Raw genomic sequence first — 22,294 nt, 5'->3', positions numbered from 1 at the left:
TAAAAAGTTTATTAAAAAAAGAAAAAATAAATAGAGAGTTTAATCTCCATTATTCCAGTTTACAATACCATAAACAACACATAAAAGTGTAGATAAGATAATTCCGACATATACTCCCCAAATCATTGGGTCTTCAATTCCCAAAATCATCATTATGCATCACTTCCTTTTTCATCTATGTTTTCAAATGCCTTGTCAATTACCTCTTGTTCCAAAGGTTTTGTAAGTAAACTTACTACGATTGTGAATATTGCTGAAATTGGAACAGCTATCAACATTACATCAATAAATGGCCATGGTGCAACAGGCAGCAATGTTTCAACACCAAAGACAAATTTACAAATTCCAAGTCCAAGTGCAGTCTTTTTGAATACAAACATTAACCAGAACAAACTGACTAAAGTTCCAGATATAATTCCTGAAATGGCTCCGAGCCTTGTGATTCCTTTCCAGTAAAGTGCTCCCAAAAATACAGGTAAAAATGCCGCTGCACAGATTTCAAAGAATAAACTTGTTCCGAGTGCAACTACACTTCCCGGAAGTGAAAATGCCATTACTAATGCTGAAATAATAGCAATAAGAATACCTACTCTGGAAATACTTACTTGATCTAATTTTTGTTTGGATTTGTTTCTTAATGTACCATAGATATCTACACCAAATGCAGTACCTTGAGTGTGCAATTGAGAAGATATTGTTGACATAGCAGCTGCAATTAATGACAATAAGAAAATGTATACAAACCATTCAGGCAATGCCATTGTAATAAATGTTGGAATAACCTTATCAATGTTTCCTCCAACAACATCTACTGCAATTTTACCTAACTTATCATAGAAATACACATTTGAAAGAGATCCTACAATATATGCAGTAGTTGGCATGATTGCAATGAAAATACCTCCAATTAAAACAGATCTGTTTAATTCTTTATCTGATTTAACTGTCATGAATCTTACAATTAATGAAGGTTGGGCAAGTACTCCAATACCTACACCAATAAGTGTTGAAGATACAAGTGACCACCAAAATGGAGTTCCAAATTCTGGAAATGCCGTCCATCCAGTACCTCCTGTTGCAATTGCATTGGCAGGATATAAATTGACCATATTTGTTAATGCAGTGTTTGCAATATCGATTCCTCCAAGTAACCAATAAACAAATACAAGCAAAAATACCATAGCCACAACCATAATACTTCCTTGTAAAGCATCAGTATACATTACACCACGAATACCACCGAACAATACATAGAATGTAATAATAATTGACAATATAAGCAAAGCAATGCTGAAATCAATTAATAGTGAAGACTCTAAGAATCTTGCAGCTCCAATTAATACTACTGCTGCATAAAGCGGCATTGCACAGAAAATAACTAATCCTGAGAAATAATGGATGAAGTTACTGTTAAAACGTTTACCTAAAAATTCGGGAAAAGTTAATGAATTTAATGCATGGCCCATCCTACGAGTTCGTTTTCCTAAAAATACGAATGCGATAAATACCCCAATGATAATGTTCAAGAATGCTAACCATAAAACACTCATACCATATTCACTAGCAACACCTCCAAAACCAACAATAGCCGCTGTCGAAATAAATGTAGCCCCATAACTCATTGCCATGATGAATGGGTGAGTATCTTTACCAGCAATCATAAAGTCTTCAGAGGAATTAGTTTTTTTGTATGCATAATAACCTACAAAAACAAGTGAAAATATGTAGATTATAAATACGATTGCTAAAATCATTACGTTCATAAATAATTACCTCAAAATAAAAATATAAATAAATATTATAATATTTACATTATTAGATTAGCACAATTATTTATATAAAGATTACTATTATACATTGTAGTACAAATCCGTACATCAATCTTGTTTCACTATCATGTACCTAACATTTTTAACTTCACCAGATTCAACTCCATAATATCTATAATCAAATAACAATAATATAAACTCATCAATTGTTAATTCAGCATTGCTTTCCATCACAATTTGAATATTTAAATCACAAAGCATCTGATTATAAATAATTTTCTTTAATATTAACCCCATTTTTGAATCCATACAATTTATATTCAGAATAATATTAAAACTGTCACGATACATCCCAGAAAATAATTTTAGTGCAAAAGAAACCATCAATAAAGATAAATTATCTCCACTTAATTCAAAAAGTTTATCACCACATTCATTCATCATGTTCTTGTCATCAATAATATTTGAAATCAATGATTTTTCAAGTAATGCATCAATCTGGTTTTCATCTGTATCCAATACAATATTACAATATTTCAATGCAATTACATGCTCTCCAATCATATTACATAATTTCACAAAGTCAATAATTTCAACAACATCCTTTAAATCAATGATATGTTCAACATGATATAACGCACCAGCAGCATTTGTTAAATCTTTAAGGAAATAATGACATTTAACCTTATCAAACCAAAATAAAGACATATAGGGATTTTCATGAATCAACATATTTATAATAGTTAAAGCATCACCATAACAACCAAGACCCATCAGACAATTATATTTAAGCATCAAAGCAAATTTATAATCCTCATCATCATTTTCAATTTCACCCAAAATATCCAATGCTTCTTCAAAATTTCCCCCATCGAACTCTGTTTTACACTCTTTAAACTTAAAATTCAAAATATCACCAATTAAATTTAGAATTAAAGAACTATAAATAGTTTTTTTAAAAAATAAATGAAAAATTGATATCAATTTATGATTTTACCATTACAAATCATTCAAGAGACAATTATAAAAAAATATACTCAAAACTAAACATTTATAATAATGAACAAAAATAATTAAACAATGTAAAAATTGAAAAGAATAGGGATAACATGTTTTGGGACGAAAAAGCCGAATGTATGAGTAAAGAAGAAAAAGAAAAAATACAACTCAAAAGACTTCAAAAATCTGTTAAACTCGCATATGAAAATGTAGAGTTTTATAAAAAAAGATTTGACGAAATTGGTTTAAAACCGGAAGACATCAAAACTTTAAAAGATATTGAAAAAATTCCATTTACTACTAAAAGCGATTTAAGAGAAGCTTATCCATTAGGCTTACTTGCAGTTCCACGTGAAGACATTGTAGAAGTACATGCATCATCTGGAACTACTGGAAAACCAACAGTTACTGCATATACTCAAAATGATTTAGATATCTGGGGAGAATGTATTGCACGTGGCCTCAAAATGGCAGGTGCCAAAAAAGATTACATTATCCAAAATGCATACGGATACGGATTATTCACTGGAGGATTTGGAATTCACCATGGTGGAAACATGATGGGAACCATTACAATCCCAATTTCAGCAGGAAACACTCAAAGACAACTCGACACTATGGTGGATTTCCAAAGTGATATTTTAACTTGCACTCCATCTTATGCAGCATATATCGGAGAATCTCGTGAAAAAGCTGGAATTTCATTAGATGAGATTAATTTAAAAGCAGGAATCCATGGAGCAGAGATGTGGACTGATGAAATGAGAAAAAGAATCGAAACATCACTTGGAATTAAAACCCATAACATTTACGGTCTAACAGAAGTTATGGGTCCTGGTGTTGCTCAGGAATGTGGTGAACAAAATGGAATGCACATTCAAGATGATCATTTTTATCCAGAAATCATTGACCCTGAAACTGGTGAAACACTAGGATACGGTGAAAAAGGAGAACTTGTATTAACTTCCTTGACTAAAACTGGTATGCCTATTTTAAGATTCAGAACAAAGGATTTAACTTCTTTAATTGGTGAAGCATGTGACTGTGGAAGAACAACCGTTAGAATGACAAGAATCACTGGCAGAAGTGATGATATGCTAAAAATCAAAGGAGTAATGGTATTCCCATCACAAATCGAAAAAGCATTACTTAAAATCCAAGGTATCAGCCATAATTACATGATTCATGTAACAAGACCGGATATTTTAGATGAAGTAGAAGTTAAAGTAGAAGCTTCAAAAGAATTATTCTTTGATGAAATGAAAGAAATGGAAAAAGTTGAAAAGCAAATTCAGGCATCTATCAGATCTGAAACAGGACTTAGAGTGGATGTAACAATTTGTGAACCTGAATCCCTTCCAAGAAGTGAAGGTAAAGCGGTGCGTGTAATTGATGAAAGAAATTTTGAGGACTAAGGTGGTAACATGGCAGTAAAACAAATTTCAGTTTTCGTGGAAAATAAAGAAGGCAGAATCAAAAAAGCTATTAATACATTAGCAGAAGAAAACATTAATATTCGTGCTCTTTCAATAGCTGATACAACCAAATACGGAATTTTAAGATTAATTGTTTCAGATAATGAGAAAGCAATAGCTGCTCTTGAAAAAGATGGATTTATTGTAAAGGAAAACGAAGTCATACTTTTAGCAGTTCCGGATAAACCTAATGGATTAAATTCAACATTAGCAATATTTGATGAAAAAGGAATTAATTTAGAATATTTGTATGCATTTGTAAGTAGTAAAACTGATGCGGCTATTGTTGTTATGAGATTAGAAAATATGGAAAAAGCTATCGAAGCATTGCAAGATAGCAATGTTAAAATCTTGAAAACAGAAGACATTAAAGATTTATAGAAAAGATTTATTCTTTTCTAAACTTTATTAATATAAATTTATCTTAAAAAAAAGAATGAAAATAATAGCTAAAACTCTTTCAGCATATTAGCTATATCTTCCCTTGAGTAACCTAAGCGGACAAATAGGCTTTTAATTGGTTCAGTTTCAGGAATAGCACCTAATTCTTTCCAACTTTTAAAATCATTTTTCATAATAGCATTGATCAAAAGTTGAATAGTAATTAAATCATCACTTTTAACAGCAATAAATGCATCTTCATCACCAAAAACATTTTCTGGATCAATCAAAGTTACTTTCCCATTCCTATCTTTTTTTATGATTGCATTGTCAATTTTATAAGCCATAATATCACACTTTCAATATTTAATTTTATCTTTAGTTTAAATAGTATTTAAATTTTTAACTTTTAATGGAGTTATATCCACTTTCAATAGCTTTTAAATTCATTTCATGGAATTTAGGTTTTAAATTGTTTTTCATTGCTTCAATAACAGATTCTTTTGTTAATGGGAATTTGTCATCAGCTGTTACCGCACCTAAAAGAACCATGTTCAACGCTAAAACACTTCCAGCATCCATCGCTAATTGAGTTCCATCAATTGGAAGAACATATTTAAAGTTTTCTTTTAAAGTTTTAGTAATACTATCTACATTAGGATATTGCTTATCAGTTGAAGAGGGGATGATTGGATGAGTATTGTAAACAATTTTAGTTTCACTGTTTACCTTATCCAATCCTCTTATTGTCTCAACCGGTTCAAAAGAAAGTAACATATCTGCACCTTGTTTTGGAATGATTGACGAATTGTAACCCCCTATCTTTAATTCAGTAGAAACAGATCCTCCTCTTTGAGACATTCCATGAATTTCACTCATTACTACATCTAAACCTTGATTCATTGCAGCTTCACCAATAATTGTTGAAGTTTTAATAATTCCTTGACCTCCAACACCACAAATATAAATATTATAATGATTATCCATTTTCTCACCTACCATCTTCCAAGGCACCATATTTACATACCTGAATACATGCTGTACATCCATCACATTGGGATTCATCAATAGTAATTTTTCCATTAATTTTAGAAATAGCAGGACAAGCTAATTCTTTTACACATTTATCACAATTGTTACAGTTACTTTCAATGAATTTTACAGGAGGTTTTCTAGTTAATCCTTTAATTAAAGTACATGGAGCTTTTGATATTATTACTGCAGCATCTTTTCTTTCAAATGCTTCTCTGTAAGTCTTAACAACTTGCTCCAAGTTAAATGGATTGATTACACGTACAAAATCACAACCACAAGCTAAAGCCAGTTTACGAATAGATACTTCTGGAGCATCATCACCCATACCATCAACTGGAATTCCAGGGTTTGGTTGACCACCAGTCATTGCGGTAATCCTGTTGTCCAATACAGTTAGAACAAAGTTGTGTTTGTTGTGTACTGCATTTATCAAAGGAGAGATACCGCTATGGAAAAATGTAGAATCTCCAATGAAACTAGCTACTTTTTGATCTGTTGAAACAGAGAATCCGCAACCGTCTCCCACACTAGAACCCATAGACAGCAAATAATCAGCTGCATTGTATGGTGGGTTAATACCTAATGTGTAACATCCGATATCTGATGCAAAGATTACATCTTCGGGTTTTAATCCCAATTCTTCAATTGCAATATTGATTCCATAATACATTGCTCTGTGAGGACATCCTGCACATAAAACCGGAGCACGAGATGGAATGTCTTCACTTAATTTTTCTAAACTTTGAGTGAATTGAACTGATTTATTTTCTTTAAAGTTCAATACTTTGTTTAATCCCTCAGCAACAATATCAGAGTTGAATTCATGATAAATCGGGAATGTTCCATCCAATTTACCGTGAACTTGAACATTGAGGTTTTTAGAACCAATACAAACTAAAGTATCTCTCTCAATGATTGGATCCACTTCCTCTACAACAAATACTTCATCCAAATCACTTAAAAATTCAATGACTTTATTCTGTGGAAACGGATATGAAAATCCTAATTTTAAGATCTTAATATCTAAATTATTGAATTTTACAACATCACAAGCATAATTAAATGCACTGCTTGAAGCTATTAATCCGTATTTTTTACCAGTACCCCATTCACAGTTAAATTTGCTTTTATTGCTTACTTCCTCGATTTTGCGGATTTTGTCCCAAAGTCTTACATGCATATCCCCTGCAAAAGCAGGTACAGGAACATATTTTGATGGGTCTTTGTTAAAATGACCTCTCTTCCAATGATTATCATTATTTGATGAGTTATCTCTCACATCACCAAATTCAACAACACCCCTCATGTGAGATACGCGAGTAGTTGTTCTAACGATGACAGGCAATTTAAATTGTTCTGATAAATCAAATGCATATTTTACCATGTCTTTAACTTCCTGACAGTTAGATGGCTCTAAAATAGGTACATTTGCCAATTTTGCATAATTACGTGTGTCTTGCTCATTTTGAGATGAGAAAAGAGACGGATCATCAGCAGATAAAATAACCATTCCACCATTGACCCCTGAATAAGCAGTTGTCATGAATGAATCAGCCGCAACATTCATACCAACATGTTTCATGAATGTAAATGATCTAAGACCGGATACAGCTGCAGTTGCTGCAACCTCCATTGCGACTTTTTCATTAGTAGAAAACTCAAAATAAATATTAGCATCCTTAGCCAATACTGATAACACATTTCCAATTTCAGATGAAGGAGTTCCAGGATAAGTAGCCGCAATAGAAATGCCTGCTTCGATAAGACCTCTTACAGCAGCTTCATTACCTAGTAAAAATCGTTTTTCACCAGAATCTCCTGTGACTAATTCTTTTAAATTCATTATATTTTCCTCAAATAATCATTAATACAATACTATATTTTCATCTTAAAATTATATAATCCTTATCTAAAAATTAAAAAAATAGTGAAAAAACTTATTGTTAAAATAAGAATTAAAAAAGAAAAAATAAAATTTAATTTGGATAAATAGATTCAGGAGGATTTTCCAAATCAATTATTTTATTATTTTCAAGATTTTCATAACCTAATGGAGTGTGTGTTGAAAGATATACGGTTTTATTATTCTTAATGAATTCACGGACATTGTCAAGAGTTTCTCTTGCAGCACCAATATCCTCAAAAACAATAGATAACTTATTTTCATATAATGCTTCATCAGTATATGTAATATCACCATGCAACATGTAAAATACATCATCACATTCTACAATAACCATACTATTACCTAATGTATGTCCTTTCGCTTCAATTAAATATACTCCATTAGCAATTTTTTGTGATTTCTTAAAATTATAATATTCCCCATCATCAAAATCAACACCAATTATATTATCAGATTCCAAATCAACTTCACCAGCTTCTGTTTTTGACATGAATATTTCAGCATTTGGGAATTTTTTTAATTCCCCCGTATGGTCCAAATGTTTGTGAGTTACGAGTATTTTTGTAATATCTTCAATATCATAACCTGCCTCTTTTAATGCAGGAACATAATCTTTAATCTTATCCCCACTCCATATAGGTGCATTATCATCACGAGGCTGTTCTGGAAGTTCTGAAGGCAGTCCCGTGTCAACAAGAATCACTTCATCACCTGTATCGATTACATAATTTTGAAGACTTGACCTATATTTAACTGATGCATCAAAATTTTCTGCACCTTTTTCACCACCAAAAGCAAAAGGCTGAGTCATAAATCCATTTTCAAATAATTTAACAGCTTTAATTTTCATTATAACAGATCTCCATTATTGTTTTCAAAAATAACAATGCTAATTTAACATGATTTAATCCAAAATTAAACTTAACCTTGTTAAGAGATAATTAATAGTTTATAAAAAATAAGTATTTAAATTATTCAGAAGGAAAAAATAAACAAATACTTTTTATATTTGATTGAAAGAATTATTTGGAAAAAATAGCTCAAATTAATATTAAATATTAATAGTAAACATAATATATTTGTTAAGACACAAATAATATATTAGAATAATTTATAATTTCTTAATTATTTGGGAGAGAAATGATGATTAAAGTTTATGTTTCAAGATTTAATAGAGGGATTGACACAGAACCACATCTGGAGTGTTATGACATTAATGAAACACCTAATATGAAGGTTCTTGATGCACTTCAAGCCATTAATGAAAAATATGATGCAGACATTAGTTTTAGAAGCTCATGTAGAGCAGGACAATGCGGTTCCTGTGGAATTTTATTTAACGGAAATGGAGCACTTGCATGTCAAAAAGAAATTAAAGATGGAGCAATAATTGAACCACTTAAATTCCCAGTCATTAAAGATTTAATTGTCGATACTTCAAGCATTGAAGCAAAAGTAAAAGATTTAGAATTATCTCTTCAGTGCAGTCATGAATGTAGCGAATTAGATTCCAGCATAACAAAAAAAGATACTGCAGATACTAAAAAAGTAAGAAATTGCATTGAGTGTTATTCTTGCTATTCAACTTGTCCTGTTGTCAATATTGCAACAGAAGAATTTGGTGGACCTTATTTAATGAGATATATCAATAAATTTGACACTGATCCAAGAGACAACTTTGATAGGCTTAAAGAGGCCTTAGATGAAGGATTATATAATTGTACCAGTTGCGGCAAATGTTTATCTGTTTGTCCGAAAAATATTAACACATTTGGTGATGCGATAGAAAAAATGAGAGCTATTGCAGTTGCAAACGGTTCAGGTCCTCTCCCAAAGCATGTTGCATTTAAAGAAAATATTTTAAAAACCGGAAGATCTGTAAAAACTGACAAACCAACATTTATTGAAGAAACAAAAAACAAAACAGGTTCAAAAATAGCATTTTTTACTGGGTGTATGGTTGATTACAAATTTCCGGAAGTTGGTCATAAATTAGTTAAAATCTTAAAAGAAAATGGAATTGACATTGATGTTCCAGAAGGCCAAGTGTGTTGTGGTTCTCCACTTTTAAGAACTGGTCAGACAGACATTGTACAGGATCTTGTTGATAAAAATAAAGAAGTATTCAAAGATTATGATACCATTATTACCGTTTGTTCTGGATGTGGAGCTACTTTAAAAAATAATCATCCAGAATTCGGTTCAAAATTAAATGTGATGGACATTAGTGAATTTTTAGTAGATAAACTCGATGAAAGTAAACTTAAAGACGTTAATATGACTGTTACATATCATGATCCATGCCACTTAGCCAGAAGTCAAGGCATTAAAGATGCGCCTAGAGAGATTATTGAGAAAATACCCGGTGTTGAATTTAAAGAAATGTTATATCCTTGTCAATGTTGTGGTGCAGGTGGAGGAATCAAATCCGGAAAACCGGAAATTGCAATGGAATTGGCAAAATCAAAAGCAGAAATGGTTAAAGATACCGGTGCTGATGCAGTTGTTACAATATGTCCTTTTTGCGAATTGAATATTCAAGACGGTTTAAATGAAATAGGATATGACAACATCAAATGTATACATATTTTAGAGTTATTAGATAAAGCTTATGAATAATCTTGTTAGGAGTTGATTAAAATAGGAGATACTGCAGTTAGTGAGGAAAAAGTAGTTGAAACTACCTCTCTAAACTCACCTAAAGAAAAAGAAAAATCAGATGATGAGAAAAAATCAACTTCAACTAAAAAAGCTAAGTCTACAAGCCAGTCTAGAGGAACTGCAAGAGCAAAATTAATAAAAAAGCAGGAAAAAAAAGAAATTAGTCTTTTTAAAGAAAATATTTACATTGTTTTTGTTGAATGTGAAACTCCCGGAAATATTGGTTTTCTTGCAAGAACTATGGCAAATTTCGGATTGAAGAATTTAGTATTAATTAATCCACCCACATTAACAAATGAAGCATATTATCAGGCGACCCATGGCAAATATATTGTTGAGAATGCAAAAATATACCCTACCCTGGATGATTTTTATCAATCCCAAAGAATTGATTTTAAAGTTGCTTCAACAGGGATGGCCGGTGGAAGTTATAATTTATCAAGAATTCCAATTAGACCCGAAGAACTTGGCAGGTCAATGAATGTTTCAAATAAAATAGCAATATTATTTGGAAGAGAAGGAAATGGACTTACAAATAAAGAAATTGAGGATTGTGACATTTGTGTTTCAATTCCGACCGATCCAACTTATCCTATTATGAATATTTCCCATGCAGCGGCAATCATATTTTATGAATTATTTAGAAATAAACATGACTATGGTGCTGAAGGACTTGATGAAAGTAGTGATTTGGAAAAAGAATTTTTATTAATGGATATGAAAGAGATAATCAACAGTTTGGATATTCCAGACCATAAAAAAAGAAATGGTCTTAAAACTTTTAACAACATAATTTCAAGAGCTTTCATTACATCAAGAGAAGCACATACTTTTAAAGGCATATTAAGGCGAATGAAAAATAAATTTGGTGAACAATGAGAAGAATAAGATTTGTAGACATCAGCATATTCGTCCTTAAATATATTTTTAACTGGAGATTTTGGATTGCGGAGATTACCAAAAAATCTAAAATATACAAAAAATTCATCGATAAAATGCTTTTTGAAGAAGATGAAATTGTTGTTGTGCCCAATACTGTTAATATAAATAAAAAAATTGAGTCTGAAGGCTCTGAATTTTTACCAACAGACATTATTAAAGAAGTTGTTAAACGCAGCGAAGACATTGTAATTATGAACACATGCCTTTGTAGAGAATCAAATGACTGTCAGGATTATCCTCACGATATCGGATGTATATTTCTTGGTCCAACCACTAGAAAGATTCCGAATCATATTGGTAAGAAAGCTACTGTTGACGAAGCGTTAGCTCAAATTGACAAAGCTGATGAGGCGGGATTAACCCATATTATTGGAAGAAATAAAATTGATACTATTTGGATGAATATACGACCTGGAAAAGGACTTTTAACAATATGCCATTGCTGTCCTTGTTGTTGTTTATGGAAAGTTTATCCGAATTTAGATGAGGATATAAGTGATAAAATAGAAAAACTTAATGGTGTTGAAATAAAGCTTCATGAAGATAACTGCAAACATTGTATGAAATGTTTAGATGACATTTGCATGTATGGCTCCATCAGTTTAGAGAATAATAAAATAACTATTGATTATGATACTTGTAAAGGCTGTGGCCTTTGTGTTAATGCTTGTAAATTTGATGCAATTACAATAGATTATACTGCTAAAACTATTGACAACATAGTTAATAGAATTGATGATTTAATTGAAATTAAAGAATTATAAAAAACTTGTTTGTGTGAGAAAATGGCTATTTTAAGTGATAAAGACATAAAAAAATATTTAGAAGAAGGTAAAATCGGTATTGAACCTCTTTTAGATGAAAAACAGATACAACCATCTTCAGTTGATATGAGATTAGGAGATGAATTTAAAGTATTTAAAGTTATTAGAAAACCCTACATTGATCCAAAAGATGAAGAAGACATTGCATCGTATATGGAATCAACTACTGTTAATGAAGGTGAAGCATTTATTATTCATCCTAATGAATTTGCCCTTGCCACTACATTAGAATATGTTAAAGTACCTGATGATTTAGTTGCAAGAGTTGAAGGCCGTTCAAGTATGGGAAGGCTTGGTGTTACAATGCATGTTACAGCAGGTTTTATTGATCCCGGTTTTGAAGGTAAAATCACATTAGAAATATCAAATATTGGTGCGATGCCGGTTGCTTTATACCCCGGCCAGAGAGTATGTCAAATTGTATTTGAAACCATGACCACACCTTCAGAAGTTCCTTACGGACATCCAGATAGGCAAAGCAAATATATGGGGCAAACTAGTCCTGAAAGTAGTAGAGTTAAATTAGATTACGAATTAAAAAAATAAATTGGAGATAATATTTATGAATCATGATAAAATGTCAAATATAAGTTCAAAAAGAGGATTCTTATGGCCTTCATTTGAAATTTACTCTGGTGTGTCTGGTTTTACAGATTATGGACCTCTTGGAGCTAGTCTAAAAAATAATATCATGCAGAAATGGAGAAAGCAATATGTATCCGGTGAAGGATTTTACGAAATTGAAGGTCCGACCGTAATGCCAAAAGAAGTTTTAAAAGCATCAGGGCATGTTGATAACTTTACCGATCCGATGTGTAAATGTGAAGACTGTGGAGAAGTATTCAGAGCGGATCACATTATTGAAGAAGTTATTGGTGAAGATGTGGAAAGCCTTGAGAATGAAGAACTTGACCAGATAGTTATTGACAATAACATTAAATGTCCGGAATGCGGCGGTAACTTATCAAACATTTGGAATTACAATTTAATGTTTAAAACAGAAATTGGAGCTAAAGGAGATAAAATAGGTTACATGAGACCTGAAACTGCACAAGGAATCTTCATTTTATTCAAACGTTTGGAAAGATTTTTCAGAGGAAAACTCCCATTTGGAGCGGTTCAACTTGGTAAAGCATACAGAAATGAAATTTCCCCAAGACAAGGAGTTATTAGACTTAGAGAATTCACACAAGCAGAAGCAGAAATCTTTTTAAACCCTAAAGAAAAGACACATCCAAAATTCTCACAAATAGAAAATGTCATATTGCGCCTAAACTCACAAGAAGTTCAGGAAAAAAATTTAGAACCATTGGAAATCACTGCTCGTGAAGCACTTGACAAAGGAATTGTAGCTAACGAAATGTTAATCTACCAGTTATACTTAGCTCGTAAATTTTTAACTGAAATTGGAATTCCTGAAGATGTTTTAAGATTCAGACAACACTTAAAAGGGGAAATGGCCCACTATGCACTTGACTGTTGGGACGTTGAAGTTAAAACCGACAAATATGGTTGGGTTGAAATTATAGGAATAGCTGATAGAGGGGATTATGACTTAAGTTCACACTCCAAATACAGTAATGATGAACTAAACGTGTTTATTGAATACGATAAACCTAAAAAAGTTCAAAAAACCATTGTTAAGCCAAATTTATCTAAATTCGGACCTATATTTAAAGGGGATTCACCTAAAGTAAAACAGGCTATTGAAGATGCAAATGTTGAAGATATTAAATCAGCAATTAAATCTGAAGGTAAATTTACAGTAGAATTAGATAAAGTATATGAAGTGCCAGAAGACTTACTCATCTTTGAAGATGTTGAAGAAGAGATAACCGGTGAAAAAATCATTCCTCACGTTATTGAACCATCATTTGGTATTGATCGTATTACATATTCCGTCTTATTACATTCATTTACAGAAACTGAAGGAAAAGATTACTTCAGATTTGACAAAAGTGTTGCTCCAGTTCAACTTGGAATTTTTCCTCTTGTTAACAAAGAAGGACCTCGTGAAATTGCCCAAGAATTAACTGAACAATTCAGAATGAACGGATTTAAAGTAGAATATGATGCTACCGGAACTATTGGTAAAAGATATGCCAGAGCTGACGAAATTGGTATTCCTATTGCAGTTACTGTTGACTTTGATACATTAGATGATAATCAGGTAACTGTCAGAGACAGGGACAGCGAAGCTCAAGAAAGAATCCCAATAGCAGAATTAGCAGATTACGTGGAAAAATATTATAAATGAGTTTAAAGCTCATTTATTTTTAATTTTAAAATTTTCATACAGATTGTTAGCCCATTTTATTGAATCACTATTTTTAGAAGTCAATAATCTATTTTGATCAAAATAACCATCTTCTTTAAAAAGACCTAAAATCATTAATTCATGAGTAATAATCAACAAAAAGGTTTTATCATTACTGAAAAAAGATAACTTTCCAATTTCCGATTTTTCATCAAAGACCTCAAAAAGACTAAGTGGAACCATTGCCTCAACTTTTTTGTCATTTTTAACCAAATCATTTAGTTTATCATTGAATGTTTCATAGTAAAAAGGCAAAACACATTTAACTTCTTCTGCAGCATTTAGTGCATCTTCAATATATTTATAAATCCTATATACATCAACACCATCGGATTCCATAAGACATGCATTGCCAAGCAAGTATAATTCAGCAACTGACTGATTAGGAATCATGTCAACAAGATGTTTATCCAAAATATTAAAGAAATCATTTAATAGATTTATTAAGTTACCTAACTTTAAAACTTGCTCCACTTCCAATTTAGTAGAGTTTGATAAAAAATACTTATTGTGTTCTCTGTAAACATGACCTTTCAACTCTAAATTATGCAGATTGCTGGATATTGAACTGTAACTTAGGGAAGTGATGCCGTTTATATCTTTCATATTTAAAGGACACTTAAATAATGTTGCCAATATTTTTAATCTAATTATTGAATTAGTAAGATATTTTACTTCTTCTGAAATCAAATCATAGCTTTTTAAATAGTTTTCATTATTTTCCAAATTAATCACCAATCGAGTATTACTTACATCATTATTTTTTATTACTAAAAAATATAAAATCTCTTGAAGTGAGAAAATGTGAAAAAGTGAAACTGCATATAAACTACCTACAATCAGAAACAAAACCTCAATGTTGAATTATAGTTTCTTACCAAAAGTTTATACCTAATGATATATGTTCATGGAAAAATTCAATAATAAAATTGAGAAACATTTGGAGCTTTCTGAAATTGCAGATATGTTGAAAGAGTACAAGAAATATTACAATGTTTATAAACATCTTTTAGTAATTCACATGGTTGCAAACGGTGAAAGTATTAATAAAGCCTCAAAAAACATTAACATATCCAGAAAAACTGGCGAACGATGGGTCAAACAATATAATGAAAATGGTGTTGATGGATTCTTTTTAGATTATTCAAATTGCGGCCGAAAATCATACCTAACTGACCAACAACTAGAAGAATTAAAAGAAATCATTACAGGAAATTAAGAAAAATATAATTTAAAAGATGTAGGCAAACTAATTGAAGAAAAATACGGAATAACATATAGTGAAAAACAAGTTTGGGCCATTACAAGACAAAAATTAAATTTAAACTATGGAAAACTCATTCATTCAATATAACACCCATCCACAAAACCCTGAAGAGGATTTTAAAAAAAACTAACATCCATAAAATTTAAAAACTGAATATATTTCTTTTTTAGATAAAACACCCTCCAAAAAGTATTCCTAAAACACATGAAAAACAATAAAAATAAAATCAGGTCTTTTAAGCCGATTCATGCTAAAACTAAACTATTGGAAGATAAAAGATCAAAACAAAAAAATCACACAGGTTTTTGAAAGAACCCTAAATTTGTTGATGAAAAAATAAATATGATTCTTGTCGAACATTATCTAAATAAAAATTCTGAAAATAATAAATATGAAAGTTAATATTTAGAAATCATTAAATTTTTTTACAACACACAATAGTTTATAATTAATGTTTAACCAACTTTTAATTTCATGAATCTGGAACCCCATCCCAAATTTAATTAAGCATCCCGTAAAAAGAATATTATAGAAAAGTTATGGGAGAATCAGTATAATCAACTGATATTTAAAGTGATATAATGATTGATACGCATATTCATGCTGATGCAAGAAGCAGTGAAGACTTTAAAGAAATGTATTTATCCGGAATTGATTGTGCAATAACTTGCAGCTATTATCCGTACAAAATTGATGCTGAAAACATCTTATTGAATCATTTAAATAGAATTTTAGAATATGATACTCTAAGAGCATCACAATACGGTTTAGATTTAAAAGTAGCTTTAGGGATTCATCCGACAAACAGTATTGAGAATCCTCAGATGATTTTTGATGAAATGTATAATTGGATTGAAAATAAACAGATTGTAGCTATTGGAGAAATTGGTCTTGAAGATTTAACTGAAACAGAAATAGACATATTCAAAAAACAGTTAGATATTGCTGATGAGACAAATTCAAAGGTCATCATCCATACACCAAGGAAAAAAAAATTAGAAGTTCTAAAAGTAATCTTGGATATTGTGCCGCAGCATTTAGATGAATCACAAGCAGTAATTGATCATGTCAATCAAGAAGTTATCGGAGAAGTTATTGATAGAAATTATATGCTTGGAATAACAGTACAACCCCAAAAACTTGATGTTGATGGAGCTATCGATATTTTGGATAATTTCGGATTTGATAATTTTCTTTTAAATAGTGATATGAGCAACAAACCATCAGACCACCTTTCTGTTGCTAAAACTATTCGTGAGTTATCCAGACTTGGCTATAAAAAAAGCAGCATAGATAAAATATCCCACAGAAATGCTTCAGATTATTTTAAAATTTAGATAACATGCTCATTAAAAAGATACCAATTCCAATTGCAGGTTTAGCCCTTGCTTTATTATCATTAGGCAATCTATTGCAAGACATGAATCCTAATGTCAAGTATTTATTTGGAGCTATGGGTGCAATTATCATTGTTTTAACAATTCTTAAAGCTATTTTTTATCCGGAAGATGTTAAAGATGATTTTAAAAATCCTGTAATTGCAAGCAGTTCCGGGACTTTTTCAATGAGTTTAATGCTTTCATCTACATATGCTCTGGAATTTATGCCAAATATTTCATATATTGTATGGATTATTGGAATCAGCTTACATATTTTGTTAATGATTTACTTTACATATCATTTCATCATACGAAATTTTAATATAACTGATGTTTATCCAAGTTACTGGATTGTTTATGTTGGAGTCTCAATGGCTGCAATTACCGCACCACTTCATGGCCATAAAGAAATAGGATTCATATTTTTAGTCATAAGTTTTATTTCAATGCTAATAACATTGCCTTTAATGATTTATAGATATGTCAAATATTCAGAAATGCCTGATGCCAATAAACCAACAACATGTATTTTCACAGCACTTATGAGCATACTGCTTGTTGGATATATAAATTCAGCACCGGCAATTTCAACGGCATTTATAATCTGCTTATATTGTATTGCATGCTTATTCTACATATTTTCATTCTACAAATTAGTTGAATACAGAACTTTAAAGTTTTATCCGAGTTTTGCAGCATTTACATTTCCGTTTGTAATAAGTGCACTTGCAACAAAAGACATCGTAAAAATAGTAGGTTCAAATACACTATTATCTTCAGTACAAACAGTTGAAACATTGATAGCAGTAATTGTAGTATTCTATGTATTATTTGAATACTGCGAATTTTTAAAAAATAGCAAAAAAAGTAGAAATTAATCTACTCATCCTTTATTGACCAATTTTACTTTTCTAGGAGAAAGAATAATTAAATTCTTATCTTCAGAGCGTGTAAGTAATAATGCCTGAGCACCATATTTTGTTCTCATTTGTCTAATTTTATCTCCTGCTAATTTAAAGTTGGCTTCACTTTCTTTTTCCAAAAAGGATAAATCAACAATGATGGGATTTTTCTCTTCGAGGATTTGGTCAACCATATAATTGATGTCATCAAGAGTTTTTGGCCTAATCAGTACGATTTCATAAAAAGATTGTTCTGGAGTAATCACAAAATCATCATCAAAATCATCGTAAACTGGAGCTGTTCTATGAGCTTGTTGTGGTTCAGGAGCCGGCCTGTATTGTTGTTGTGCAGTTTCCTGTTGTTTTGATTGTTTATACTGTTCTCTTGAATTTTTAACAGATTTAGTAAAATCATTTACAAATTCAGAAAAGTTAAAACTTCCACCTTCTTTTTTTTCACTATCTTCTGTTTCTTCATAGCCTAAACTTCTTTTTAAATTATCCATAAAGCTCATTTAAATTACTCCCCTAAATATTCGAATATCGCATCTAATAATTTATCAGCACCATTGTTATAAACATCCTCAGCAGGTAAATTGTATTTGGATTCGAAGAATTCAGGACATAAATCCAGGTCAGCATTTTTAAGGTTGATGGACAAACCAACAACCTTAGTAGGTTCAACAGCTTCAATAGCTCTGATTTCTTCTTCAATACCTCTAGGTTCTCTGTATGGGTGGTTTGGTCTGTGTCCAACAATAACGGCATCAGGAGCTGCACCAATTAATATGGCTGCAGACAATCCTCTTGGGTGAGGATTTCCTTTTTCAGTCAAACTGGATTGACCTTCAATGAAAATAATATCCGGTTGTTTTGTTTCTTCTGCGTATTTAATTGCAGATAATACTGCTGCTGGAACATCCATTGCAGATAAACTTCCAGCCCTAAAGTTAAAATCAGTAGGTTCTTCCAATCCCATCTCATCAGTAGATATAATGGCAGGAGTCAATCCTCTTTTCATGCTTGCAATACCTAATTTTTTTGTAGTGGTTCTTTTCCCGCATTCCTGGGAAGTCCCTCCAACGAAGATTACTGGTGCTTTTGATTCATATGAAATTTTTGGTAATACCTCACAAGACTTTTTAGGAGCAACACCTGCAATTGTTTTAACAACGTCCAATCTAGGACCAATGTCTTTGATTACAACACCTTTTGCATCAGCAAATTTTTTTAAAGAAATGTTTTCAGTTATGGATAATGATCTAAATGAAGTGATAACATTTAATCCTGCATCAATAGCCTGAACTGCATATTTTAAAGCTGAACCCTCTGCACCAATAGGAAGCATAATAACTAATGACTTTGCGTTTTTTGCATGTTTAAGACTTTCATCCAAGCTACCTGCTACAATATAGCCACAGAATTCTTTTCCTTGTTTTTTAACATTATCATCTATGAATCCAACAGTTTCTACCCCTTCAAGATTGGAGAATTTTTCACCTCCTCCACCACAACCTACTACTATGAATGGATTTAAATCTTGAATTTCTTTTACTGATTTTATTGAATACAACAATTTCACCCCTATAACTTATAATTTATAACAACCATGTAAATTTATTATCCTAAGATTTTTAAAAATAATTTTAAAAAAAATATTATATTATTAACTATACTTTTTCACATTAATAAATATGAATGTTTAAAAGGACATTTTCAAAAAATTGTGTGATTTTTTATTTTTCGTTTATAGAAAACAAGAAAAAAGAAACATTATATTAGACCAATACCAATTAAAGTCGTCAAAACAATTATTAATTAAATAATGATAAATATAATAACAGTTGTAAAAAGTGATAAACATAGATTCCATTTTGTAAAATTCCAGATTTTAAAGGTGAAGTGGTTATTGTCTTTTTAAAAAAAATTCATGACCTATCTTGAGTTTTAACAGACAATCAACATTGCATCAAAGGCAAAAACCTATACTTCAATAGTGGTGAATTTTAATCGTACTGCACTTTTTGATAATATCTAAAAGGCACTTTTAAAAACTTAAGTGATTTGATTTGACTTTTTTCTTTTCTTATTTTTCCTTATTTTTAATTCAAAAGTAATCAAGATAATATATGGGTGAAATCTAATATAGTAACACGTTTAAAAGAAATATATAATCTTCAAGTAGTTATTATGTTTAATAAACAATTTTATATCACTCTTTTAAATATTAATCCCTTTCATCTGCATCAATCAACTAAATTAAACATTATCACCATGTGCCAAATATCCTCTAAACCCTTATCCAGATTCATTTATTGTTTTTAAATTAGAATCATTAGGAAATTTCTTAACTGCTTTTCTATAAAATAAATTTAGGAGCCTGAATTTTTTTGATTAAAATTCGGCTTAATTTGTTCTATTTTTCGTATTTTTTTCATTTATTTCGTATGGTTTGTAAAAATACATTTTTGTTAGCGTTAATTTTAATAAAAAGGGTCTTAATATCGATAAATTTAAATATTATGTGTTACATAAGTTTATTTAGTGATAAAAATGAAACACAGATTAAATTTAGATATTAAAGACCCAAATTACATTTTGTTGAAAGAAATATTTAAAATTATGGATTCCCGAGAAACTTGGGACTGTCAATTTGTTAGGTCTTCATTTCTTCTTTTTATCCAACCATCTTTTTTATGCATTAATGCACTCCATAATCCTTGCATAGTTCTATAACTTCTTTTTTCGTATTTTGGCATTGTATTGCCATTGAAATTTTCTAATTTATTATTTATTGGTTCTAAATGTCTTTTATAATCATCTTCAAGGAATCTTAGGAATTTTCTGTATTCTGGGAAAAAATTCTTTTTTAGATACTTGGCCAAATGTTCTGAATAATATTTTATTTCATCTTTTAAAAATTCTATATACTCAACTGCTTCATCAAAGGTTGATTGTTTAAATAATTCCATAAATTCAGCAATATATTCCCATATTTCTTTTTTTACTTCTTCTTTTTTCTTTTTTATAATTTCATCAAGATTGTCATCAGAGTATTGAGGATGAGTATTTTTTAATTCAAAGCGATAATTAGTCATTTTTTTGTTTATTTTCTTTTCCATATTACTTTTAATGTTTTTTTCCAAGTGAAAAGTACAATGTTGGTGAACAAATCCTAATTTGCTCATTATTTTATCATATTCCGGTTTTAAATCCGTAACAATTGCAACACGGTCTTTAAAAGGAATGCTCATATCAATAAAATTTTCAATTACATTCTCATTTAATATTTCTGTTAACATCGATGCCACCGGTACGTTATTGACTAAATCAGAGAGGACAATGTAGTAAACCCAGTTTCCGTTAACTCTCTCCCACTGTTCGTCATATCCGTAATATCCAGACAATTTCAACTCATCGTTGAAATAATAAAATTCACCTTCGACCAATAAAACTTTTCTTATGGTTTCATGAGACACTTTAATTCCAAACCAGTCTTTAATGAGTCTTTTAATATTTATTAGAGATACCCAACTGTTTTCACGGGCATTAATTATTTTATTTTTGAAATCATTGGATAAATTATAGAATTTATCAAAGAATCCTGTAAACTCTGCTTGAGATTTTTTTTCCGCAATCGTGGCAAAAATATCGTTTAATTTTTACTCTAATTGGAAATCCTTCTTCTAAAACATAATGTTCTCCAATTAAAATCTTTTTTAATAACATTTCATGATCCACATTTACAACAATGGCGTTCACGGTATTCAATAACACCATCTGAGTTAACAAAGAAGTTATTATCGAGAATACTTTGAATTGGCAGGATAATCTGAACAGAATTATCTAAAATTTCACATTTATTTTCATGTCGAATCGGATCAACAAAATCACCGACAAAATTATATGTCTTATCTTCCAATATAAGAAATGGGAGACAATTATTTTGCTTGTACATAATTAATAATTTGTCTCCCACCCTATTTATAGTTTATTATCCTTAAAATTTAAAATAAAAAAAGAATAAATTAATATTGAATAATTAAATAACATACAGTTATTAAAATAAGAATCAAAAAGAATTAACAAAAAATAAACAATCCAAAAACTCCCAAAAAACAAAAAATAAAAAAATGAAATCCCACAAAATATTTAAATATATCGCCAAAAAAAAACAAAAAAACCATCAAAAAATAGAAAAAATAAAAAATAAACACAAAATAATCACTTAAGACCTAACAAATTGACAGTCCCAGAAACTTCTGAAATTTTAGCTTCATTTGGCTTTAAAAACTTGAATAAACAAGTATTTACTTTTAAAATTATATTTATCAGCATGTTATTTGGTTTAGATATTCCATTCATCTTGAGTGAGCTTGAATCTAAAGAAAAACTTCGTAAATACTTTAATATTTCTGAAGTTTGGAGTGCTGATCA

Annotated in this window: 22 protein-coding genes and 1 pseudogene; 11 read left to right on the top strand and 12 right to left on the bottom strand. The window is 30.5% G+C overall.

Translation table 11 applies throughout. From position 1 onward, the window contains the following. Window positions 1-39: 39 nt before the first annotated feature. The 3 genes from EDC42_RS09770 to EDC42_RS09065 all read right to left on the bottom strand — a co-directional run bounded on the left by EDC42_RS09770 (window position 40) and on the right by EDC42_RS09065 (window position 2,678). Window positions 40-153, bottom strand: a complete 114-nt coding sequence (locus tag EDC42_RS09770; RefSeq protein WP_342773158.1) for a symporter small accessory protein — start codon at window positions 151-153, stop codon at window positions 40-42. Then, window positions 153-1,763, bottom strand: a complete 1,611-nt coding sequence (locus EDC42_RS09070; protein ID WP_069575454.1) for a sodium:solute symporter family protein — start codon at window positions 1,761-1,763, stop codon at window positions 153-155. The genes EDC42_RS09770 and EDC42_RS09070 overlap by 1 nt, the downstream gene beginning before the upstream one ends. Window positions 1,764-1,877: 114 nt before the next feature. Next, window positions 1,878-2,678, bottom strand: coding sequence for a hypothetical protein (locus EDC42_RS09065; protein WP_069575455.1), 801 nt, complete (start codon window positions 2,676-2,678; stop codon window positions 1,878-1,880). A 200-nt stretch (window positions 2,679-2,878) separates the two neighbouring features. Between EDC42_RS09065 and EDC42_RS09060 the strand changes: the two genes are divergently transcribed. After that, on the top strand, window positions 2,879-4,183 hold the full coding sequence (locus EDC42_RS09060) for a phenylacetate--CoA ligase family protein (protein ID WP_069575456.1): 1,305 nt from the start codon (window positions 2,879-2,881) through the stop codon (window positions 4,181-4,183). Window positions 4,184-4,192: 9 nt separating this feature from the next. After that, complete coding sequence (locus EDC42_RS09055) at window positions 4,193-4,624, top strand: amino acid-binding protein (RefSeq protein WP_069575457.1); 432 nt, start codon at window positions 4,193-4,195, stop codon at window positions 4,622-4,624. A 68-nt stretch (window positions 4,625-4,692) separates the two neighbouring features. Here the strand turns inward: EDC42_RS09055 and EDC42_RS09050 are convergent, their stop codons facing one another. The 4 genes from EDC42_RS09050 to EDC42_RS09035 all read right to left on the bottom strand — a co-directional run bounded on the left by EDC42_RS09050 (window position 4,693) and on the right by EDC42_RS09035 (window position 8,415). After that, complete coding sequence (locus EDC42_RS09050; RefSeq protein ID WP_069575458.1) at window positions 4,693-4,971, bottom strand: hypothetical protein; 279 nt, start codon at window positions 4,969-4,971, stop codon at window positions 4,693-4,695. 55 nt (window positions 4,972-5,026) lie between these two features. After that, window positions 5,027-5,611: an indolepyruvate oxidoreductase subunit beta gene (locus EDC42_RS09045; protein WP_069575459.1), complete on the bottom strand. Its 585-nt coding sequence runs from the start codon at window positions 5,609-5,611 to the stop codon at window positions 5,027-5,029. Window positions 5,612-5,615: 4 nt separating this feature from the next. Next, window positions 5,616-7,502 (bottom strand): indolepyruvate ferredoxin oxidoreductase subunit alpha, encoded by a 1,887-nt coding sequence (gene iorA / locus EDC42_RS09040; RefSeq protein WP_069575460.1) that lies wholly within the window; start codon window positions 7,500-7,502, stop codon window positions 5,616-5,618. 133 nt (window positions 7,503-7,635) lie between these two features. Further along, window positions 7,636-8,415, bottom strand: a complete 780-nt coding sequence (locus tag EDC42_RS09035) for an MBL fold metallo-hydrolase (RefSeq protein ID WP_069575461.1) — start codon at window positions 8,413-8,415, stop codon at window positions 7,636-7,638. A gap of 293 nt (window positions 8,416-8,708) precedes the next feature. Here EDC42_RS09035 and tfrB point away from each other — a divergent pair, with 293 nt between their 5' ends. Genes tfrB through glyS form a run of 5 tightly spaced genes read left to right on the top strand, consistent with a single transcriptional unit; the run spans window position 8,709 to window position 14,249 of the window. Next, window positions 8,709-10,184, top strand: a complete 1,476-nt coding sequence (tfrB, locus tag EDC42_RS09030) for a fumarate reductase (CoM/CoB) subunit TfrB (RefSeq protein ID WP_069575462.1) — start codon at window positions 8,709-8,711, stop codon at window positions 10,182-10,184. Window positions 10,185-10,196: 12 nt separating this feature from the next. Further along, entirely contained in the window at window positions 10,197-11,105 is a 909-nt protein-coding gene (locus EDC42_RS09025) for a TrmJ/YjtD family RNA methyltransferase (protein ID WP_069575463.1), read from the top strand. Continuing rightward, a complete protein-coding gene (locus EDC42_RS09020) occupies window positions 11,102-11,932 on the top strand; it encodes a 4Fe-4S binding protein (protein WP_069575464.1) in 831 nt (276 codons plus the stop codon). The genes EDC42_RS09025 and EDC42_RS09020 overlap by 4 nt, the downstream gene beginning before the upstream one ends. A 21-nt stretch (window positions 11,933-11,953) precedes the next feature. Further along, window positions 11,954-12,538: a dCTP deaminase gene (gene dcd / locus EDC42_RS09015; protein WP_069575465.1), complete on the top strand. Its 585-nt coding sequence runs from the start codon at window positions 11,954-11,956 to the stop codon at window positions 12,536-12,538. A gap of 16 nt (window positions 12,539-12,554) precedes the next feature. Then, entirely contained in the window at window positions 12,555-14,249 is a 1,695-nt protein-coding gene (glyS, locus tag EDC42_RS09010; protein ID WP_069575466.1) for a glycine--tRNA ligase, read from the top strand. A gap of 9 nt (window positions 14,250-14,258) precedes the next feature. Here glyS and EDC42_RS09005 read toward each other — a convergent pair whose 3' ends face one another. After that, window positions 14,259-15,044, bottom strand: a complete 786-nt coding sequence (locus EDC42_RS09005) for a transcriptional regulator FilR1 domain-containing protein (protein WP_069575472.1) — start codon at window positions 15,042-15,044, stop codon at window positions 14,259-14,261. 172 nt (window positions 15,045-15,216) lie between these two features. Here EDC42_RS09005 and EDC42_RS09000 point away from each other — a divergent pair, with 172 nt between their 5' ends. From EDC42_RS09000 to EDC42_RS08990, 3 genes are all read left to right on the top strand, one after another. Beyond that, a complete protein-coding gene (locus EDC42_RS09000) occupies window positions 15,217-15,528 on the top strand; it encodes a helix-turn-helix domain-containing protein (protein WP_069575467.1) in 312 nt (103 codons plus the stop codon). Window positions 15,529-16,157: 629 nt separating this feature from the next. After that, window positions 16,158-16,913, top strand: a complete 756-nt coding sequence (locus EDC42_RS08995) for a TatD family hydrolase (RefSeq protein WP_069575468.1) — start codon at window positions 16,158-16,160, stop codon at window positions 16,911-16,913. Window positions 16,914-16,918: 5 nt separating this feature from the next. Then, window positions 16,919-17,833, top strand: coding sequence for a TDT family transporter (locus EDC42_RS08990; protein WP_069575469.1), 915 nt, complete (start codon window positions 16,919-16,921; stop codon window positions 17,831-17,833). A gap of 5 nt (window positions 17,834-17,838) precedes the next feature. On the opposite strand, the gene EDC42_RS08985 is transcribed toward EDC42_RS08990, so the two are convergent. The 4 genes from EDC42_RS08985 to EDC42_RS08965 form a co-directional block, all read right to left on the bottom strand. Then, window positions 17,839-18,372: a cell division protein SepF gene (locus tag EDC42_RS08985; protein WP_083234897.1), complete on the bottom strand. Its 534-nt coding sequence runs from the start codon at window positions 18,370-18,372 to the stop codon at window positions 17,839-17,841. A 5-nt stretch (window positions 18,373-18,377) separates the two neighbouring features. Then, window positions 18,378-19,430, bottom strand: a complete 1,053-nt coding sequence (locus tag EDC42_RS08980; RefSeq protein ID WP_069575470.1) for a DUF1611 domain-containing protein — start codon at window positions 19,428-19,430, stop codon at window positions 18,378-18,380. A gap of 1,075 nt (window positions 19,431-20,505) precedes the next feature. Then, window positions 20,506-21,336 (bottom strand): hypothetical protein, encoded by an 831-nt coding sequence (locus EDC42_RS08970; RefSeq protein ID WP_123833460.1) that lies wholly within the window; start codon window positions 21,334-21,336, stop codon window positions 20,506-20,508. 251 nt (window positions 21,337-21,587) lie between these two features. Next, window positions 21,588-21,815 (bottom strand): hypothetical protein, encoded by a 228-nt coding sequence (locus EDC42_RS08965; RefSeq protein ID WP_148083240.1) that lies wholly within the window; start codon window positions 21,813-21,815, stop codon window positions 21,588-21,590. Window positions 21,816-22,121: 306 nt separating this feature from the next. Here EDC42_RS08965 and EDC42_RS08960 point away from each other — a divergent pair. After that, window positions 22,122-22,294, top strand: a pseudogene (locus tag EDC42_RS08960) (IS5/IS1182 family transposase); the annotation flags it as partial.

Origin of the sequence: Methanobrevibacter gottschalkii DSM 11977, from assembly GCF_003814835.1 — an archaeon.
Taxonomy (GTDB): domain Archaea; phylum Methanobacteriota; class Methanobacteria; order Methanobacteriales; family Methanobacteriaceae; genus Methanocatella; species Methanocatella gottschalkii.
Note: the sequence above shows the minus strand (reverse complement) of the source record. Positions and strands in the feature narration are given on the sequence as shown.

Excerpts from the sequence above, each read along its gene's own strand:
- EDC42_RS09060 (WP_069575456.1), top strand. The coding sequence starts at position 2,879 with ATGTTTTGGGACGAAAAAGCCGAATGTATGAGTAAAGAAGAAAAAGAA.
- EDC42_RS08995 (WP_069575468.1), top strand. The coding sequence starts at position 16,158 with ATGATTGATACGCATATTCATGCTGATGCAAGAAGCAGTGAAGACTTT.
- tfrB (WP_069575462.1), top strand. The coding sequence starts at position 8,709 with ATGATTAAAGTTTATGTTTCAAGATTTAATAGAGGGATTGACACAGAA.
- EDC42_RS09035 (WP_069575461.1), bottom strand. The coding sequence starts at position 8,415 with ATGAAAATTAAAGCTGTTAAATTATTTGAAAATGGATTTATGACTCAG.
- EDC42_RS08965 (WP_148083240.1), bottom strand. The coding sequence starts at position 21,815 with ATGTACAAGCAAAATAATTGTCTCCCATTTCTTATATTGGAAGATAAG.
- iorA (WP_069575460.1), bottom strand. The coding sequence starts at position 7,502 with ATGAATTTAAAAGAATTAGTCACAGGAGATTCTGGTGAAAAACGATTT.
- dcd (WP_069575465.1), top strand. The coding sequence starts at position 11,954 with ATGGCTATTTTAAGTGATAAAGACATAAAAAAATATTTAGAAGAAGGT.
- EDC42_RS09055 (WP_069575457.1), top strand. The coding sequence starts at position 4,193 with ATGGCAGTAAAACAAATTTCAGTTTTCGTGGAAAATAAAGAAGGCAGA.
- EDC42_RS09045 (WP_069575459.1), bottom strand. The coding sequence starts at position 5,611 with ATGGATAATCATTATAATATTTATATTTGTGGTGTTGGAGGTCAAGGA.
- EDC42_RS09000 (WP_069575467.1), top strand. The coding sequence starts at position 15,217 with ATGGAAAAATTCAATAATAAAATTGAGAAACATTTGGAGCTTTCTGAA.
- glyS (WP_069575466.1), top strand. The coding sequence starts at position 12,555 with ATGAATCATGATAAAATGTCAAATATAAGTTCAAAAAGAGGATTCTTA.
- EDC42_RS09770 (WP_342773158.1), bottom strand. The coding sequence starts at position 153 with ATGATGATTTTGGGAATTGAAGACCCAATGATTTGGGGAGTATATGTC.
- EDC42_RS08985 (WP_083234897.1), bottom strand. The coding sequence starts at position 18,372 with ATGAGCTTTATGGATAATTTAAAAAGAAGTTTAGGCTATGAAGAAACA.
- EDC42_RS09020 (WP_069575464.1), top strand. The coding sequence starts at position 11,102 with ATGAGAAGAATAAGATTTGTAGACATCAGCATATTCGTCCTTAAATAT.
- EDC42_RS09070 (WP_069575454.1), bottom strand. The coding sequence starts at position 1,763 with ATGAACGTAATGATTTTAGCAATCGTATTTATAATCTACATATTTTCA.
- EDC42_RS09050 (WP_069575458.1), bottom strand. The coding sequence starts at position 4,971 with ATGGCTTATAAAATTGACAATGCAATCATAAAAAAAGATAGGAATGGG.
- EDC42_RS08990 (WP_069575469.1), top strand. The coding sequence starts at position 16,919 with ATGCTCATTAAAAAGATACCAATTCCAATTGCAGGTTTAGCCCTTGCT.